This window comes from Bacteroidota bacterium (assembly GCA_016722375.1).
Taxonomy (GTDB): domain Bacteria; phylum Bacteroidota; class Bacteroidia; order Chitinophagales; family LD1; genus Bog-950.
On the sequence record JADKJG010000006.1, the window covers coordinates 134282 to 151812 of the forward strand.

The 17531-nt window shown below is 42.6% G+C and carries 14 protein-coding genes; 10 read left to right on the forward strand and 4 right to left on the reverse strand.

Annotation, left to right across the window (positions count from 1 at the left end; all coding sequences use genetic code 11):
- Positions 1-6: 6 nt before the first annotated feature.
- Positions 7-1242 carry a T9SS type A sorting domain-containing protein gene (locus IPP77_09785; protein MBL0309945.1) on the forward strand — a complete coding sequence of 412 codons (1236 nt, stop codon included), beginning with the start codon at positions 7-9 and terminating at the stop codon, positions 1240-1242.
- A gap of 73 nt (positions 1243-1315) precedes the next feature.
- On the opposite strand, the gene IPP77_09790 is transcribed toward IPP77_09785, so the two are convergent.
- Both IPP77_09790 and IPP77_09795 read right to left on the reverse strand, forming a co-directional pair.
- On the reverse strand, positions 1316-2440 hold the full coding sequence (locus IPP77_09790; GenBank protein ID MBL0309946.1) for a hypothetical protein: 1125 nt from the start codon (positions 2438-2440) through the stop codon (positions 1316-1318).
- Positions 2440-3864 (reverse strand): MBOAT family protein, encoded by a 1425-nt coding sequence (locus tag IPP77_09795; GenBank protein ID MBL0309947.1) that lies wholly within the window; start codon positions 3862-3864, stop codon positions 2440-2442. Before IPP77_09795 ends, IPP77_09790 begins: the two co-directional genes overlap by 1 nt.
- A 2-nt stretch (positions 3865-3866) precedes the next feature.
- Between IPP77_09795 and IPP77_09800 the strand changes: the two genes are divergently transcribed.
- Positions 3867-4109, forward strand: a complete 243-nt coding sequence (locus IPP77_09800; GenBank protein ID MBL0309948.1) for a hypothetical protein — start codon at positions 3867-3869, stop codon at positions 4107-4109.
- A 220-nt stretch (positions 4110-4329) separates the two neighbouring features.
- Here the strand turns inward: IPP77_09800 and IPP77_09805 are convergent, their stop codons facing one another.
- Both IPP77_09805 and IPP77_09810 read right to left on the reverse strand, forming a co-directional pair.
- Complete coding sequence (locus tag IPP77_09805; GenBank protein MBL0309949.1) at positions 4330-4935, reverse strand: hypothetical protein; 606 nt, start codon at positions 4933-4935, stop codon at positions 4330-4332.
- Between the two features lie 18 nt (positions 4936-4953).
- Positions 4954-5391: a hypothetical protein gene (locus tag IPP77_09810; protein MBL0309950.1), complete on the reverse strand. Its 438-nt coding sequence runs from the start codon at positions 5389-5391 to the stop codon at positions 4954-4956.
- A gap of 440 nt (positions 5392-5831) precedes the next feature.
- Here IPP77_09810 and IPP77_09815 point away from each other — a divergent pair, with 440 nt between their 5' ends.
- The 8 genes from IPP77_09815 (at position 5832) to IPP77_09850 (ending at position 17521) form a co-directional block, all read left to right on the forward strand.
- A complete protein-coding gene (locus tag IPP77_09815; protein MBL0309951.1) occupies positions 5832-7109 on the forward strand; it encodes a c-type cytochrome in 1278 nt (425 codons plus the stop codon).
- 58 nt (positions 7110-7167) lie between these two features.
- Complete coding sequence (locus IPP77_09820) at positions 7168-10293, forward strand: TAT-variant-translocated molybdopterin oxidoreductase (GenBank protein ID MBL0309952.1); 3126 nt, start codon at positions 7168-7170, stop codon at positions 10291-10293.
- Between the two features lie 42 nt (positions 10294-10335).
- Entirely contained in the window at positions 10336-11787 is a 1452-nt protein-coding gene (gene nrfD / locus IPP77_09825) for a polysulfide reductase NrfD (protein MBL0309953.1), read from the forward strand.
- Positions 11788-11812: 25 nt separating this feature from the next.
- Complete coding sequence (locus IPP77_09830) at positions 11813-12355, forward strand: DUF3341 domain-containing protein (protein MBL0309954.1); 543 nt, start codon at positions 11813-11815, stop codon at positions 12353-12355.
- A gap of 34 nt (positions 12356-12389) precedes the next feature.
- Positions 12390-13082: a cytochrome c gene (locus IPP77_09835; GenBank protein MBL0309955.1), complete on the forward strand. Its 693-nt coding sequence runs from the start codon at positions 12390-12392 to the stop codon at positions 13080-13082.
- 256 nt (positions 13083-13338) lie between these two features.
- Positions 13339-14526 carry a hypothetical protein gene (locus IPP77_09840; GenBank protein MBL0309956.1) on the forward strand — a complete coding sequence of 396 codons (1188 nt, stop codon included), beginning with the start codon at positions 13339-13341 and terminating at the stop codon, positions 14524-14526.
- 38 nt (positions 14527-14564) lie between these two features.
- Positions 14565-15683, forward strand: a complete 1119-nt coding sequence (locus tag IPP77_09845) for a cytochrome c oxidase subunit II (protein MBL0309957.1) — start codon at positions 14565-14567, stop codon at positions 15681-15683.
- A gap of 29 nt (positions 15684-15712) precedes the next feature.
- Entirely contained in the window at positions 15713-17521 is a 1809-nt protein-coding gene (locus IPP77_09850) for a cbb3-type cytochrome c oxidase subunit I (protein ID MBL0309958.1), read from the forward strand.
- The last annotated feature ends 10 nt before the right edge of the window (positions 17522-17531 follow it).

Sequence of the window (17531 nt, forward strand, 5' to 3'; positions counted from 1 at the left end):
ACAAACATGAAAACAAAACTTACCCTCTCGATAGTGCTCTTTGCGCTATTCTTTTTTCAAACCAATGCCCAATGGTCTTTGGTATCTTCTGGTGTTAGTCAAAACCTTATCAGCGTTGCCTTTTCTGGTAACAAAGGTCTGATAGGGGGCAATAGTGGCAAAATTCTTCACTCCAGCGATGCCGGAATTACTTGGGATGATTCGAGTTATTATAATTACGACCCGATTTATGGCGTCGCTTATTCCTCTTCCTCGGTGGCGGTGGCGGGTACTGCATATAAATTCTATACCAGCACCAATAGCGGCAACACTTTCGCTGGGCCCTATTCACTCTCAGGATTCAACACCTTCCGCGACATTACATTTGCAAATGGCACCAATGGATATGCCATTGATGATTTTTGCAAATTAGCCACTAGCACCGATGGCGGTCAAAACTGGACTACCGGTGGAAACCCTTGCGGCAACCTAAGCGAAATGAGGGACATTGATTTCCCCACTGCTACCGTGGGATACATGTGCGGCCACAATGGAAATGTTTTCAAAACGATAGACGGGGGAACCCTCTGGACACACGTCACAGTTTCGAGCGTAACCTCTGTGAATTATAAAGCCATACAGTTTTTAGATGCCAACACAGGCTTTATCGCGGGTAAAACCACAAGCGGGCAGGACACTATGGTTTTTAAAAAGACTACCGATGGTGGCACTTCATGGACCAACATGAAACAAGGATTGATTGATGCGGGCTGTCCATATAATGCAGACATTCCGTCGTTCTCTTTTTTAAACCAGAATGACGGCTATTTGGCGAACGAAAATAAAATTTACAAGACCACAGACGGCGGCACTACTTGGACGCTCGATTTCACCTCCACTTTTGGTGGTGGCTCTTCAACTTTCACCAAAATTCTGGCTTCATCCAATGTGGTGATGGCAGTGGGCGGTCAGGGTTTAGCGGCAAGATTAGGATTGGGCAGCGTAGGAATCAATGAAGTAAACGCCCCACAACAAATCAAGGTCTATCCGAATCCTTCTACCCAAACCATTACCCTCGGTACCTTCCTCGTGAAGAACGAAAATGCCTTTGTATCTATTAAAGATATAAGCGGAAAAATCGTGAAGGCCGAAAAACTCACGACCAACGAAATAGATATTGCACGGCTCGGCAAAGGAATTTATTTCGGAACTTTGACAGGTAACAAAGACAGCAAATACACTTTCCGTTTTGTGAAGGAGTAGCCCGAATAAGTCTTTATCATGAGAAGCGGAAGTGGTGAAAACTGCTTCCGCTTTTTTCGGGACACTGATTTCCCTACCTCTTTTCTTTAAACTGATATAAAGCACTTTGAATAAATCCAGAACCAAAATTCGCTAGACCAGCATCTGTGTACATCAAACACACGACTTGATGCTGACAGATAAAATCTTTCATATCATGCTTATTCGCGGTATGCCCGTTTTTTGAAACAAAATCGTTGAAATAATACCAGAAATTCACTTCACTGAAAACTTGGGGTGCTAAGGACATATACATCTCCCAGTAATAACTGTCGGCAATGGTCAGGCTCGCCATCTGGTCTTTATCTTTCCAATTAACGGAGTAGTGTGGGTAGGCAAGCGTATCCTTGAAAAGTGGGAAAATTAAATTCAATCCATCACCGGCATCATAGTCGCGCTTCATTGGTGTGAAACGGACTTGGATCGAATCCAACTTTAAGTCAGGTAAATCTTTTCCGGTTTTTCCTTCCACGTAATGAACCAATGAATCAAAAGCAAGCATATCGCCATAATAGCTCCAATGGACACCACCCTTCGGGAATAAACGGTAACGGGAAGTATCCTTCATAGCCATAAACCAAGCTTTGCAATCCACATAGTTTATCCCTGCTTTTTGGCATGTAGAAATATAAGCAGAGTAATTAGTGTTGGGTTGTTTTGGTTTCACTGCCCTGTTGGGAATGAACTCTGGATAAAAAGAACCTTTTCCAGGAGCAAAAAAGGTGAACATAAAGATTCCTCTGACCGAAAGACTATCCTGCAATTCTTTCAAATCGCGCACATTCTGGACAATTTTTTCCTCTCCAATAAAGCTGGTTCCAAAATATTCATCAATGTAATGTTGCTCATAGAGGTAATTCTCCTTACCAATAATGACATTATTGCTAGATGCTAATTTGAATGCCCAGTACTTCAACTGATTGTGAAGCCGCACAAAATCAGGTCGGAAACCAAAACAACTGCTTAAGTATTCATCTTTTTTATCGGCATAGTCACGGGTGAACCATATTTTAAAATCAAAATTGACATTGTCCGGCAAGGTATAGGCCCCCTTCAGTGCTCCACCCTTGAAAATATGGAGATTGTCCTGAACGATGGGTGCCCAGAGCAAAATTAAAAACGTTGCCAGCAGCCAGCTTTTGAATTTATTTTGCTTCATCAGAACCGGAAATAAATAAATGGATTAAATCCCTTGGAAGCCAAAAAGCTGATGTTCAGGATTAAAAGTAATAACATCAGGAAGCCCCATATTCCCGCTTGTTTATTGGTGTAAACATCTCGGTAAAACAGTGCCGACAGTTTTTTGCCGAGAGAACTGAGACCAATAAAACTGAAAATTGCTGCGAGCGCCAAATAGAAAGTAAGGTCGGGAGAAATCTCCACAGGAGCTAACTGGTTTGGAATAAACATGGAATGCAGAAAAGCTCTGGCTCCGCTAAATGTTTCAGCGCGGAAAAACACCCATCCAACCAAAACAATGAAAAACGTAATCAAAGCCCGAATTGGATTCCAGATTCGTTCATACATTTTTAATAAAAAACCTCTTTCCATCACTAACCAACATCCGTGATAAGCACCCCAGATGACAAAGTTCCAAGACGCGCCATGCCATAAACCGGAGGCAAGAAACACCAACCAGAGATTGAAATAGAGCCTCCACTTTGAATTGACCCGGTTTCCGCCCAGCGGGATGTATAGATAATTCCGCATCCAGTTGCCGAGCGAAATATGCCAGCGCCGCCAAAAATCGGTGATAGAATTCGAGGTGTATGGATGATTGAAATTTTCGAGAATATTAAAGCCCATCATCTTCATCAGCCCTATCGCCATATCTGAATAACCGGAGAAATCAAAATAAATCTGAAAGGTGTAGCAAAGAATACCAAGCCAAGCAGACGTAGTAGATAGTTGACTTGGGTTGCTTTGAAAAATGGTATCCGCGAATCCCGCCACCGAATTTGCAATAATCACTTTTTTGCTCAAGCCTAATATGAACCGGTACAGACCCGCCAGTTTATTGTCAATCCCGTCGCTGGAAAACCGGTCGGTAATCTGGTCAGCGATGTCGTGATAACGGACGATAGGACCGGCGATTAGCTTTGGAAACATGATGATGTATAGCTGATAATTCCAAAACTTTTTCAGTGGTGTATGAACTCCGCGATAAACATCTACTACATAAGTCAACGATTCAAAAGTGAAAAAGGAAATGCCGATGGGCAAAGCAATTTTCTCCCACAGAACGCTTTCGGTTCCGGCTATGTGCAGCAGCACATTCAGATTGTCAATGAGGAAAAAGGAATACTTGAAATAGAACAGCAACCCCAGATTCATGCAGACAGAAATAGTCAGCAACAGTCTCCGGTTCCGCTTGCGTTTGGACTGGTGCATCCATTTCACCAAATGAAAATCGAGAAAGGTAACACCGAGAATGACAAAAATGAACAGCGGAGCCCCCCAGCTATAAAACACAATGCTGCCCAAAAGGACAAGGAAGTTTTTGAACTTTACATCGGCAATAAAATACATGGCGAGAAAAACAGGCAGAAAGTAGAGTAAGAAAGTGATACTGCTGAAAACCATGTATGTCTTATCCTATCGTGATACCGGAGGCGGAAAACTTTGCCAATGTTACAATTATTTTGAAAACGGCTTTTACAGCTATTTCAGACATCCTGAAAATCAATTTCATTCCATCACCAACCTCCTCATCGCGTTTCTTTGGTATAAAAAAATGGACTGAACCCAGTTTAGGCAATCAAGGCATGAAATACAATCGCTCTAAGGGCGCGATAACAGCGTTTGCAGATACGCTGGTAGCCGAATAAAAGATAAAAAAGCCCCGCCCGATAATATCGGAACGGGGCTTTGAGTTTAATAAACTACAAAAGTCTTAAAGACTTTTGTAGTTTGGAAACACGAGCAGATGCTCGCGCCAGCGGGTGGCTTTGGGGCTGGCTTTTAGCTTTGACAACTTTTAAAAAGTTGTCAAAGCTGTTAGTTGAGTGCTGAATTAATTCAACACTCAACATTCCAAACTCAGCATTTTTAAATACTCACTATCACATCATCGCTTACCAAACCTACTTCTGCATCATTAATGATATAGAAAGCATGGTAGCGAGTGTTGTTGGTGACCTCTGCGGTGTCAATATATGGACTGGCGGTGTCGCGCGCCAAAAAGCTGAAAGCCGGATTGTCGGGCGGCGACATTTTATAAATATTGATGCCGTCGAAATAACCTTTTAGGTCAAAATCAATTTGATAGCCTGTTGGCACCTTGCTCACCTTCAAGATAGGTTTTGAATTGGGCACGTCCACCGTGTGTTCATCGCCCACAATGCCTATATTTTGACCGATAGAGTTGGTATAGGCCGCATGAGTTTTACCGCGCTTGACGATGGGGCGAATCACCTTCAGGCCATTATTTATTTTGGTGGTAGCCGCATCCACCGCCGCTTCTTTGGCGGTGATGGCCGCTTCAATTTCGTTCACCCCGTCCACAACGTCTTGTGCGGCGGTTTGAATACTGCTCACCTCGGCACCATCCAGACCGATGGTTGGGCCATCAATCGGAATTTTGTTTTTCAGGTTGGTTGCCCAAGCTGTTTTGTCGCCGTTCTTGGACGGTACATAGTCCTTTCTTTTTGCCATGATTTTTGATTTTTAAGGTTAATGAATAGAATTGATTGATTTTAACAAAAAAATGGGGCGTTTGAGGCTTTTAAGTCCGCCATTGGCTGTGTCATTGGCGCCAATGACTGAGTCAGGGGCGCCAATGACTGAGCCAAGTGCGCCAATGACTGAGTCAGGGACACCAATGACTGCGCCAAGTGCGCCAATGACTGAGTCAGGGACGCCAATGACTGCGTCAAGTGCGCCAATGGTTGAGCCATTGGTGCCAATGGGACAGCCATTGGTGTGCTTTAGATATTTGGTGGCCTGCTTGACACCGTCGAACAAGCTATGTATGAAATCAACAGATTGTTTGGAAATTGGAAAACGATGGTTTAGGCTCTCCCCATCGCGCGCAAAGGCGAAGGAACCTACGCAGAAATTATCCGCAGATATTGCCGGTGTTTGGGAGGAGAAAGAAAAATTATTGTTCAACGAAAAAACCATTTTGTTCGAATGACTTTCTATAGTCCTTAAACAAAGATATTGGGGCAATTCAAATTTCCAAATAATTTTTTCAAGGAGAACATCTTTTAATCAAAGCTTTCAAAGGGTGGCACCGTTTAAAACCATGCCACCTTTCAGTTCTTTCGCCCCTCTTTTCACATCTCTTTAGAAACTCATTATCTTCTCTAAGTTTCCGTTTGGGCTCATTAGTTTGTCGCTATTTTTATACACATTTTTATTGGGCGGCTAGGTTTTTGGTGGGTCTGGAATCGTTGAAACCCTTTGCTACATTGTGTTTTATACATGTTTTTCTAATTAGTCCAATACAAGAAAAATCAGTAAAATTTTTCTGCTTGTTTATTTGGTAATGTAATCTTCGGTGTGGATATTTGCCACCGAATTTTTACAATAAAATGACAATTCACTTCATGATGAAGTCAGACCAGAATAACCATAACACCCGCCCCTTTTTCTTCGCCTCTTATCTTACGCTGTTTTTCTGTTTAGGAATTTTGTTCGCTTCAGCCGAAGTGGATAAGGCTCAGTGGGCAGAAGGCAAGTCGCTTTTTAAGAGTAATTGTGCTGCCTGCCATAATCCAAAGGCAGACGGAACGGGTCCCGCTTTGGAAGGGGTGACGGCCCGTTGGGAGGCAGCCGGAGAGTTTAAAGGCAAATCGGGAAAGCAGTGGCTATACAGTTGGATTAAGAATTATAATGATGACGTAAGCAGTGGTTATAAGTATGCGGTGGATATGGCCAATAGCCGGCCTGCATCTATGAACTTGTTCAACACTTTGAAGGATGAGGACATTGATAAGATACTCTTATATACGGAGAACCCGGATGCGGGTGGAGGGCCTGTAGCAAGTACAGCGGCCCCTGCTGCCGGAGCCGAGACTGCCAAAAAAGAAGGCCCGAGCGCTACTTTATATATATTCTTGGCTTTCTTGATTGTATTAGTGATTATCCTTGTCAGTGTCACCAACAAACTCGATAAGATAGTAGATGAAAAGAAGGGAATTGTTGCCGTACCCAAAAAGCCGTTTTGGAAAAGTGCGCGGTTCATTACTGCGGTGATATTGGTAGGCATTGTTTACTTAGGCTATATTACAGTGGACGCTACGGTTCGTTTGGGTCGCCAACAAGGCTACCAGCCCGAACAGCCAATTAAGTTTTCACATGCACTGCACGCCGGAACTCATAAAATTGACTGCCAGTATTGTCACAGTACGGCCAATGAGGGGAAACATTCCAATATTCCATCGCTCAATACTTGTATGAATTGTCACAAGAATGTGAGCAAGGGTCCCAAGTATGGTACAGAAGAAATTGCCAAGATTTATGCTGCGGTTGGTTGGGATGCTTATACAAAAGACTATACCAAGCCACAAACACCTATAGAATGGGTGCGTATTCACAATCTACCTGATCATGTTTACTTTAATCACGCCCAGCACGTAAATGTGGGCAAGGTTAAATGTCAAACCTGCCACGGGCCTATAGAAACGATGGAAGAAGTATATCAATATTCTCCGCTCTCTATGGGATGGTGTATTAACTGCCACCGCAACACCGAGGTACAGTTTGCTTCTAATAATTTCTATTCTTCATTTGAAAAGCTTCACAAAGACCTCAAGGATAAGAAGATAGATAAAGTAACCGTTGCGACGGTGGGAGGAACGGAGTGTCAGCGTTGTCACTATTAATAGATTATTTCAAAAGAAAAAAGAAACGGAAATTACAATCTCAATAGAATAAAAAAACATGGCTGAGAAAATATACTGGAAAGGACTTGAAGAGAAGGAGGATACGGAAGGCTTTCGTGCCATCGCAAATAAAGAATTCAGCGAGGAGCTGCCGGTGTTAAATTCGATTGTAGAACCGATTTCAACCGGCAATTCGAATCGTCGTGATTTCCTCAAGATGCTGGGTTTCAGTGTGAGTGCTGCCGTGGTAGCTGCCAGTTGTGAAATGCCGGTGCGCAAATCAATACCTTATGTATGGAGACCAGAAGAAATTGCTCCGGGTATCGCTAATTTTTATGCTACTACTTTTTACCAAGGGGGAGACTATACCGCTGTCATCGTCAAGACCAGAGAAGGCCGTCCGATTAAGATAGAGGGAAGAAATAAGAAACATGCCCGTGTGACCAAGGGCGGAACTAGTGCAAGAACTCAGGCCTCTGTGTTGAGTTTATATGATGGCGCCCGCTATAAAGGTCCGAAAAGTGGAAAAGAGAACATTACTTGGGAAACTGCGGACAAGGAAATAGGAGAGAAGTTAAAGGCCGCCGCCTCTACAGGCAAGGTGGTGCTATTTTCTTCTTCGGTGATTTCGCCTTCTACCAAAGCGGTGATTGCTGATTTTGGGAAATCATTGGGCGACAAATTTGAGCATTTGGTTTACGACGGGGTTTCTTATTCAGGGATGCTTGATGCTAATGAGAAATCATTCGGAAAGCGCTTGATTCCCTCCTACAACTTTGCGAATGCTAAGTTGATAGTAGGTGTAGGAGCTGATTTTCTCGGTACTTGGCTTTCGCCCGTTGAATTTTCTGCGGACTATGCCATCAATCGCCGTGTAGCCAAGGATAGAAAAGAAATGAGTCGGCACATTCAAATTGAATCTGTGCCTACAATTACCGGTTATAAGTCTGATACTAGGATTCCAGTAAGTCCTTCTGACGAACTGTCTGCCTTGGTTGACATATATAATGTCGTAACCGGTAGTGGTTCAGCAAAAAATGAAAAGGTAGGCAAAGCGGCGCAGGAACTGTTGGCTGCGAAAGGTACTTCCTTAGTGGTGAGCGGTTCAAACGATATGAACGCCCAGTTATTGGCGAATGCGATTAACAATGCCTTGGGTAATTATGGAAGCACCATTACCTGGGATCGTCCTTATAATACCAAGCAAGGTTCTGATAAGGCAGTAACTTCTTTAATTTCAGGTTTGAATGACGGAAGTATTAAAGGAGTGCTCTTCTATGAATCGAATCCAGTATTTACTTCATCTGAGAAGGGTTTGGCGGAAGCATTAAAGAAAGCAGATGTCAGTGTTTCCTTTGCCAATCGTTTAGACGAAACCTCCCTAGCTTGCGGATATGTTTGCCCTGACAGTCACTGGTTAGAAAGTTGGAACGATGCCGAACCGAAGGCAGGGATTTTCAATACGGCACAACCGGCTATTTCAAAATTATTCGATACCCGCCAGGTGCAGGAAACATTAATGAGATGGTCTGGCAATGCTGGTTCTTATTATGAATTTATTCAGAAGTATTGGGAGTCTAATATCTATCCGAAGCAGAAAGAATATCCAGCTTTCTGGGCTTTTTGGGACAATGTCGTTGCAGATGGTGAGGTAGAAACGGCTACCACTTCAAGTGCTTCCTTTAACGGGGTTGGTGTGGGCGAAGCAGCAAGTGCCTTAGCCGCAACTTCTTCTTCACTGAATGGGGTACAGGTGAAATTTTACGAATCTATTGCCGTAGGTGATGGATATTGGAGTGATAATCCGTGGTTGCAGGAATTGCCGGATCCGGTTTCTAAGATTACTTGGGACAATTACATCCTTGCCAATCCAAGTTGGATGGTGAAGAATGGGTACAATCTTGATCCGGACTTTAAAGAGAAAAGATACGCTATAGCCAAGTTAACTGCTAATGGGCAGTCCGTAGAGCTTCCCGTAGTGGGTGTTCCGGGAACCCCGGTAGGAACCTTTGGTATCGCCGTAGGATATGGAAGGGAAGCGGTAGCTCACGACGAATTGAAAATAGGAAAAAATGTATTCCAGATGTTTTCTAAGAGCGGTGATAATTTCACCGACATCGCGAAAGCAACGATTGAAAATACTGGTAAATCCACTCAGGTAGCTATTACGCAAACACACTTCAATATTACTTTGAAGGATTTAGGTGGTGTGCATACAAGAAAGGTGGTGAAAGAAACCACCTTGAAGGAATATCAAAAAAATCTGGCTGCCGGAAATGAAGACCGCGCGGAGATTTTGGAGGAGATGGTGACCCTTTATTACAAGCACGATCGCCCGGGCCAACACTGGACTATGGTGGTGGACTTAAATACCTGTACTGGTTGCGGTTCTTGTGTTGTTGCATGTAATGCAGAAAATAATGTTCCGGTAGTTGGAAAAGATGAGGTTCGTCGCAGCCGCGAAATGCACTGGATGCGGATTGACCGTTACTATACCGGAACCGTGGACAACCCGGATGTAGTATTCCAACCCATGCTTTGTCAGCATTGCGATAACGCCCCTTGCGAAAACGTTTGTCCGGTTGCAGCTACGAATCATAGCTCGGAAGGATTGAACCAGATGGCTTATAACCGTTGTATTGGCACTCGTTATTGCGCCAATAACTGTCCTTATAAAGTAAGAAGATTTAACTGGTATGATTATCAACAGGCAGATGCTTTCGATAAGAAGTATCACACCAGCAATGATATGCACGTTGCCTCTGAAACTCTTGGCTTGCATGAACCGCTGACCCGTATGGTGTTGAACCCTGACGTGACCGTTCGTTCAAGAGGAGTCATGGAAAAATGTTCTTTCTGTGTTCAGAGACTTCAATCAGGTAAGTTGGAAGCTAAAAAGGGAAGCCGTCCATTGACCGGACTTGTTTTAGATCCAGACGGAACAGTGAAAGAGTATGGCGACATTCACACAGCGTGTCAAACAGCTTGTCCGACCAACGCTATTACCTTTGGAGATAGAAACAATAAGGAAAGCGAAGTGTCGAAGAAGTTCGCTGATGAAAGAGCATTTGGTGTTATTGAAGAGATTCATACCATGCCGAATGTATTATATCTCACTCAGGTCAGAAATCGTGAAGAAGAAAAGAAGTATGAGGTAATAGATTATTACCACGAAAAAGCATAGGAAGGAAACAGATTATCTTACTAATAGAATTAAGTAATAAAAATGCACGCATACGAATCAGAATTCCGGGAGCCGCTCATTAATGGGATGGACAAGAATTACACCAAGATCACGGATGACTTGGTGGCTCCTACCGAAAGAAATTCAACGCTTTGGTGGATTATGACCTTATTGACCGGTGCCGGTTCCGTTTTCTTTGTATTTTGTTTAGCCTGGACAGTTTGGTTTGGAATAGGTACCTGGGGTTTGAATAAAACTGTGGGCTGGGCATGGGATATTACCAATTTCGTTTGGTGGATTGGTATCGGCCACGCAGGAACCTTAATTTCTGCCATTCTACTTTTGTTTCGTCAGAGATATAGAACCGGAATCAACCGCGCAGCAGAGGCGATGACCATCTTCGCGGTAATTTGTGCAGGGATGTTTCCTATCTTTCACATGGGTCGTGTATGGGATGCTCCTTTCATCTTCCCTATTCCGAATACGAGAGGTCCACTATGGGTGAATTTTAACTCACCACTTCTTTGGGATGTATTTGCTATCTCAACTTACTTTTCTGTCTCTCTACTATTCTGGTACTCTGGACTCATGCCTGATTTCGGCACCATACGTGACCGGGCTAAAGGGAAAGTGAGAAAATGGATATACAATATGCTATCCTTTGGCTGGCAAGGTTCGGCAAAGCAATGGCAACGTTTTGAGTCATTGGCATTGGTGCTCTCAGGTCTGTCAACCCCTCTGGTTCTTTCCGTACATACAATAGTATCTTTTGACTTCGCCACATCGGTTATACCAGGATGGCACACCACCATTTTCCCTCCATACTTTGTGGCTGGAGCTATTTTCTCTGGCTTTGCTATGGTGGAAACCCTGATGCTGATTAGCCGAAAGGTATTTAATCTGGAAGATTACATCACGGTTAACCACATTGAATCTATGAACAAGATTATTGTTCTAACGGGTTCAATAGTCGGTATAGCCTACTTGACTGAGTTATTTATTGCCTGGTATTCTGGATTCTTGTATGAGCAGTTTGCTTTCTACAATCGTATTCTTGGTAAATATTTCTGGGCTTATATGATTATGATGAGTTGTAATGTAATTACTCCTCAGTTCTACTGGTTTAAGAAAATCCGTCGTAACCTGTATATCACCTTCATACTTTCCATCTTCGTAAACATCGGGATGTGGTTTGAGCGGTTCGTCATCATCGTTACCTCTTTGGCTGATGATTATCTTCCTTCTAGTTGGGCCTATTTTTCACCAACTTGGGTGGATATCGGAATTTACACGGGTTCCATCAGCGTATTTTTATTCCTGTTCTTATTGTTCTCCCGCTTCTTCCCAACAATAGCTATCGCCGAAGTGAAAGCTATTTTCAGAATATCATCTGAAGCGGCGAAGGCAGAAAGAGCTAAGAAAGAAGGAGCGCCCCATAGCGGTTTTGTAGGGTTACAAACGGTAGGCCCCTTAGATAAGGATGCTAAAGGATAGTTGATTAAAAAATACATTAGATAAAATGACAAGTAATAAGTTTATCGTATCGCTTTGGGACCATGAAGAAGTTTACCTTCATGCAATTGAGAAAATCCGGGCAAAAGGGATTGAGATTTATGATAGCCTCACGCCATTCCCGGTTCATGGATTGGAAGATGCTTTAGGGTATCAGGAAAGTCGGTTGCATACTGCCGGGTTTTATTTTGGAGCTACGGGAACAATTCTATCGCTGGCATTCATGTCTTGGGTGATGGCCTCTAACTATCCGATTGATTTCGGTGGAAAGCCTAATTGGCCGATACTTTCGTTTATTCCCATCACCTTCGAGATAACTGTATTGTTTTCGGCATGGGGAATGACGCTGACTTATCTAGTAAGAAACAAATTATGGCCCGGAAGAGTTCCCAGAATCTATGACAAGAGGACTACGGATGACCGCTTTGCTTTGGTTTTTGATGCTGAAAAACTTTCAGAATCTGAAATGAATAGTATCAAAGGGCTTTGCCAAATGGAAGGAGCCGTAGAAGTGAGAGACCGCATCTTTGCAGAGAATGAGGCATTATAAAAAAGGAAACAGCAACTCTGAAATGAAAAAATCAATGATAAAATTTATTCCGGTGGTGATGGCAACCTTGATGATTGCATCATGCGGGACTGATTCGCGAAAACCGGGGAAAATATACATGCCGGACATGACTTATTCTAATGCCTATGAAACTTATTCTGCTATGCCGACGGATAGCGGAGCGGGCAGTCAAAGTTCAGCTAGGAAGCCGGTGCCGGGAACTATTCCTTACGGATATATACCCGATGACAATGCTATTAAAACAAACCCATCATTGTTAATGAGCTATGTCATTAAGAATCACTATACCCATGCGACTGCAAATTGGCAAGAGGAGTTTGATCGAGCTGGCAAGGAAATTAGCAACCCCATAGCTTATTCAGATGAGAATCTTGCCGAGGGGAAAAGATTATACAACATAAATTGTACCCCTTGTCATGGTGAAAAGGGGGAAGGTAATGGCCAATTAGTTGAATTGCCCGATGGTAATGATGGGCCTTATACTTCCAGACCTCCTGCCTATACAAGCAGGCTTCCGCAAATTAATGATGGCAACATGTTTTATGTAGTGAGTTATGGAAAAAATATGATGGGTGGATATGGATTTCAACTTTCTGTAAAGGAAAGATGGCAGGTGATTCACTATATCAAAAGCCTAGCGGGTATTAAGGGGGATGGAAGTACCGCTATGATTAATGACACGGCAGATGTGTCAAAGACGAAATAACATTCAGAAACAGTAGATATAAATTAAGACGATGACAGAAACTTTTGAATTTACCAGTAAGCTTAAAAAGAACCTTTTCTATATGATGGGTGCGGGAGTATTGGGTATTCTCCTGCTTTTGATGTACCCCCAAAATAATTTCGCTCGTCTTTGGTCAAATATTCTGGCCAATACATACTACTTTACAGGGATCGGATTATTTGGACTGTTCGTCGTTGCTTCTACCCAATTAGCTTATGGTGGATGGCAGACATTGATGAAAAGAATTTTTCTTTCGCTTTCCGCTTTTACTCGTTATGGAGGATTTGTTTTGGCCATCATTTTAGTTTTGGGCATTTTCGATTTTCACTCTTTGTATGATCATGTAAAGCATATTATGCATACAAGTCCGGTACCCGCTCATTATTCAACCAAGGTGATTTATTTTTCCACTGCTTTTTGGGTGGGTCGTGTTGTATTATATGCAGTGCTGTGGTATGCGTTTTCAATCATCATGGATAATTTCTTTGCTAGAACGGACCAAACAGATCCCAAAGTATATAAAAAATCTAAATTGTTATCAGCTGCGTTTATAGTTGTATTTGCCGTAACAGAGTCTGCCGTAAGTTGGGATATGATTATGAGTCTTGATACTCATTGGTATTCTACTCTTTTTGGATGGTATAATTTTGCGAGCTACGGTTGTGGAGCATGGGCCATGACTATTTTGTTGGTAATTTATCTGAAATCACTGGGGTATTTACAAAGAGTGAACGAGAACCACGTGCATGATTTAGGTAAAATGTTATTTGGCTTTTCCATCTTATGGGCCTACATGTGGTTTGATCAAATCATGTTGCAGTGGTTTGCTAATATGCCTGAAGAAACATCCTTTTGGATCAAGCGTTTCGATGTAGACTTTTTTAAAGGCACTATCTTTTTATCCTTAATCATTAATTTTGTTTTCCCTTTATTTTTTCTAATCAAAAGAGGACCAAAAAGAAATTTCAAAATGATTGGTTTTGGGGCTGCTTTATTAGTTTTTGGTCACTATCTAGATTTTTTCAATTATACTTTCGTTGAGCCAAACTGGAATAAGGAAGAAATGCACCAAGAAGGAGGTTTGAATGAGGAAGCCATGAACAAAAATGAAAAGGTGGTATTTTATGCTGAGGCCGGGCAGAGTGGACATGCGATGAGTGATGCCACTAAACCTACTCAAAATACAGACGCTGTTGTTACCGAAGTGAAAGCCCACGGACATGCAGCGGCTGAAGGCCATATTTCGGAGGAAGCTCCCGAAAAGAATTTTGCAGGAATAGGTATTGGAGAGTTATTGATTTTTGTTGGATTTTTAGGAGTATTTTTGTATCTATTCTTTAAGAATCTCGCGAAGCGCCCGATTATTCCTGAAAATGATCCGTACCTGAAGGAAGGCGAGAAGTTGGTAGTCACTTACGCGTAATTAAAATTGAGTAACAGAAAGCACGAAACGAAATCATCATGGTAGCATTTATAAGTTTTGCAATTATTGTTTTGTTGTTTGTCGTTCTTGTTTTGATAGCAAGAGCGAATGAACTGACGATAGAATTGAAGGAGGGGAAGCGCGACTACATCAACCAGAGTCGTATTAACGGGTATTTAATGCTTGGTTTTTTGATATTGATGCTCGCCGGTTCGGCATACGCATTTAAAGAATTCATGCCTTTAATGCTTCCTAAAGCGGCATCCATTCACGGGGTCAAAACAGATTATTTGTTCAACGTGACCATGTTGATTATCCTAGTTGTATTTGTGTTAACTCATATTGCGCTGTTCTATTTTGCTTATCGCTACAATGAGAGTTTTGGACATGAGGCATACTATTACCCGCATAACAATACGCTGGAAGTAATATGGACTATGGTTCCCGTAGTTGTCCTGACCGGTTTGATTGCAATGGGGATGTATGAGTGGTTTGCTATTTTTAATACTGAAGCACGAGATAAAAATATGATGGTGATAGAGGTGACGGGCAAACAGTTTAACTGGATGATACGTTATTCAGGAAAGGACGGAAAGTTTGGCGAGCGCATTATTGATACAGAGCATGTTTCTCCAACGAACGAATTGGGAATTAACTGGAAAGACCCCAAAAGCCACGATGACTTTATGGCGGATAAATTGTATCTAGTAAAAAACAAACCCGTATTGATGAAGCTGGGTGCTCAGGATGTAATTCATAGTTTTTTTCTACCGCATTTTCGCGTTAAGATGGACTGTGTTCCGGGCATTCCGACGGAGTTTTATTTTGTTCCCACGATGACTACAGAGGAGATGCGCGAATACTTGAGCCATGAGCCTTGGTGGCAGACCATCAACCCTGAAACAGGTCAACCTCGCTGGCAAACGTTCAAATATGAATTAGCCTGCGCAGAACTTTGCGGCAAATCACACTTTGGTATGCAGCGTGATGTGGAAGTAGTGAGCCAAGCGGATTATGATATTTGGTTTAATAAACAGACCTCCATATATGATGCGACAGTGAAAACAGCCATGATAAAAGAAGAGGAGAACCCGACACAACTTTCAGCAACTGAGGAAAATGAAGGTAAGAAACCGCAAGCGATGCTTGCCAAGTAAATAGTTTAAGGAACATAATTCAAAGAAATATGGAAACAGCTCATACAGTAGAACATGCCGATGCGCAAAAGATTCATGGTCATGAGGAACATCACCATGAGGAAACCTTTCTGACGAAATACATCTTCAGTCAGGATCATAAAATGATCAGCAAACAATTTCTGATTACCGGGATGTTCTGGGCTATTATCGGAGGGTTGCTGTCCATTCTTTTCCGTCTTCAGTTGGGATGGCCAAACGAAACCTTCCCGATTCTCGAAACGTTCCTGGGCAAGTGGGCAGAAGGAGGAAAAATTAGTCAGGAGTTTTATTATGCCTTGGTCACGATGCACGGAACCATTCTGGTATTCTTTGTATTGACCGGGGGACTGAGCGGAACCTTTGCCAACCTCTTAATTCCTTATCAGATAGGCGCAAGAGATATGGCCTCTCCCTTTGTCAATATGCTTTCATACTGGTTCTTCTTTACTGCCGGGGCTGTGATGCTTTTCTCTTTCTTTATTCAGACCGGTCCTGCTTCTGGTGGATGGACAGCTTACCCACCATTGAATGGTTTGAGAGACACGGGGGTAAACCTCGGTTCAGGTCTGGGCTTTGATTTATGGATTTTAGGAATGGCCTTGTTTATTGTTTCTTCTTTGCTTGGCGCCTTAAATTATATCACCACGGTGCTGAACATGAGAACCAAAGGAATGTCCATGACAAAACTGCCTCTCCCTATTTGGGCGCTGCTGTTCACTGCTATTGTCGGAGTGCTTTCGTTCCCCGCATTGTTGGCTGGGGTGGTCTTGCTTGAATTTGACCGTCTGTTAGACACCAGTTTCTATCTGAATAACATTATTATCAATGGAAACCTGTTGGCTTACAAAGGTGGATCGCCAATTTTATTCCAACATTTATTCTGGTTCCTTGGTCACCCAGAGGTGTATATTATCATCCTCCCGGCCATGGGTATTGTGTCCGAAATACTTTCGGTTCATGCGCGCAAGCCAATTTTTGGATACAAGGCGATGATCATTTCTTTGCTTGCTATCCTGATATTATCCTTTGTGGTATGGGCGCACCACATGTTTGTTACCGGGATGAATCCAAACCTAGGGGCTATATTTACTTTATTCACCCTGCTGATAGCTATTCCATCTGCTATTAAAGTATTCAATTGGCTGGGTACATTATGGAAGGGGAAAATAAGACTTGTTTCTGCGAGTTTATTTGCCATCGGATTTGTATCTATGTTTATCTCCGGTGGTTTAACTGGGATTATTTTAGGAAACTCAGCTATTGATATACAGTTGCATGACACGATGTTTGTAGTTGCACACTTCCATATTGTGATGGGCATCGCCGCTTTCTTTGGAATGTTTGCGGGAGTTTATCATTGGTTTCCTCGTCTTTTTGGCAGGATGATGAATGAAACATTGGGTCAAATCCACTTTTACATTACCTTGATAGGTGCTTATTTAATTTTCTTCCCCATGCACTTTATGACCAGTGTTCCAAGAAGATATTATACCTACGCCAATTTTGAAACTTTCAATAATTTTAACCACCTCGCTGAATTCATGAGCATGGTGGCTATCATTGTTTATCTGGCGCAATTTCTTTTCCTGATAAATTTCTTCTATAGCATTTTCAAGGGAACAAAGTTGGAAGGAGAATATGCAAATCCTTGGGGTGCCAACACGTTAGAGTGGACGGCTCCGGTGGAAAGATTGCATGGCAACTGGCCGGGCGATATTCCTACGGTGCATCGTTGGCCTTATGATTACAGTTTTGCGGGTAAAGAAACCAATATGCAGACTGAGCCTTACAAAGAAGGTGAAGATCCGAATCTTTAATTGTTGAGCT

What these genes read in the sequence shown, in the direction of transcription:
- IPP77_09785 (MBL0309945.1), top strand. Translation starts at nt 7, where the DNA reads ATGAAAACAAAACTTACCCTCTCGATAGTGCTCTTTGCGCTATTCTTT.
- IPP77_09790 (MBL0309946.1), bottom strand. Translation starts at nt 2,440, where the DNA reads ATGAAGCAAAATAAATTCAAAAGCTGGCTGCTGGCAACGTTTTTAATT.
- IPP77_09795 (MBL0309947.1), bottom strand. Translation starts at nt 3,864, where the DNA reads ATGGTTTTCAGCAGTATCACTTTCTTACTCTACTTTCTGCCTGTTTTT.
- IPP77_09800 (MBL0309948.1), top strand. Translation starts at nt 3,867, where the DNA reads ATGTCTTATCCTATCGTGATACCGGAGGCGGAAAACTTTGCCAATGTT.
- IPP77_09805 (MBL0309949.1), bottom strand. Translation starts at nt 4,935, where the DNA reads ATGGCAAAAAGAAAGGACTATGTACCGTCCAAGAACGGCGACAAAACA.
- IPP77_09815 (MBL0309951.1), top strand. Translation starts at nt 5,832, where the DNA reads ATGATGAAGTCAGACCAGAATAACCATAACACCCGCCCCTTTTTCTTC.
- IPP77_09820 (MBL0309952.1), top strand. Translation starts at nt 7,168, where the DNA reads ATGGCTGAGAAAATATACTGGAAAGGACTTGAAGAGAAGGAGGATACG.
- nrfD (MBL0309953.1), top strand. Translation starts at nt 10,336, where the DNA reads ATGCACGCATACGAATCAGAATTCCGGGAGCCGCTCATTAATGGGATG.
- IPP77_09830 (MBL0309954.1), top strand. Translation starts at nt 11,813, where the DNA reads ATGACAAGTAATAAGTTTATCGTATCGCTTTGGGACCATGAAGAAGTT.
- IPP77_09835 (MBL0309955.1), top strand. Translation starts at nt 12,390, where the DNA reads ATGATAAAATTTATTCCGGTGGTGATGGCAACCTTGATGATTGCATCA.
- IPP77_09840 (MBL0309956.1), top strand. Translation starts at nt 13,339, where the DNA reads ATGAAAAGAATTTTTCTTTCGCTTTCCGCTTTTACTCGTTATGGAGGA.
- IPP77_09845 (MBL0309957.1), top strand. Translation starts at nt 14,565, where the DNA reads ATGGTAGCATTTATAAGTTTTGCAATTATTGTTTTGTTGTTTGTCGTT.
- IPP77_09850 (MBL0309958.1), top strand. Translation starts at nt 15,713, where the DNA reads ATGGAAACAGCTCATACAGTAGAACATGCCGATGCGCAAAAGATTCAT.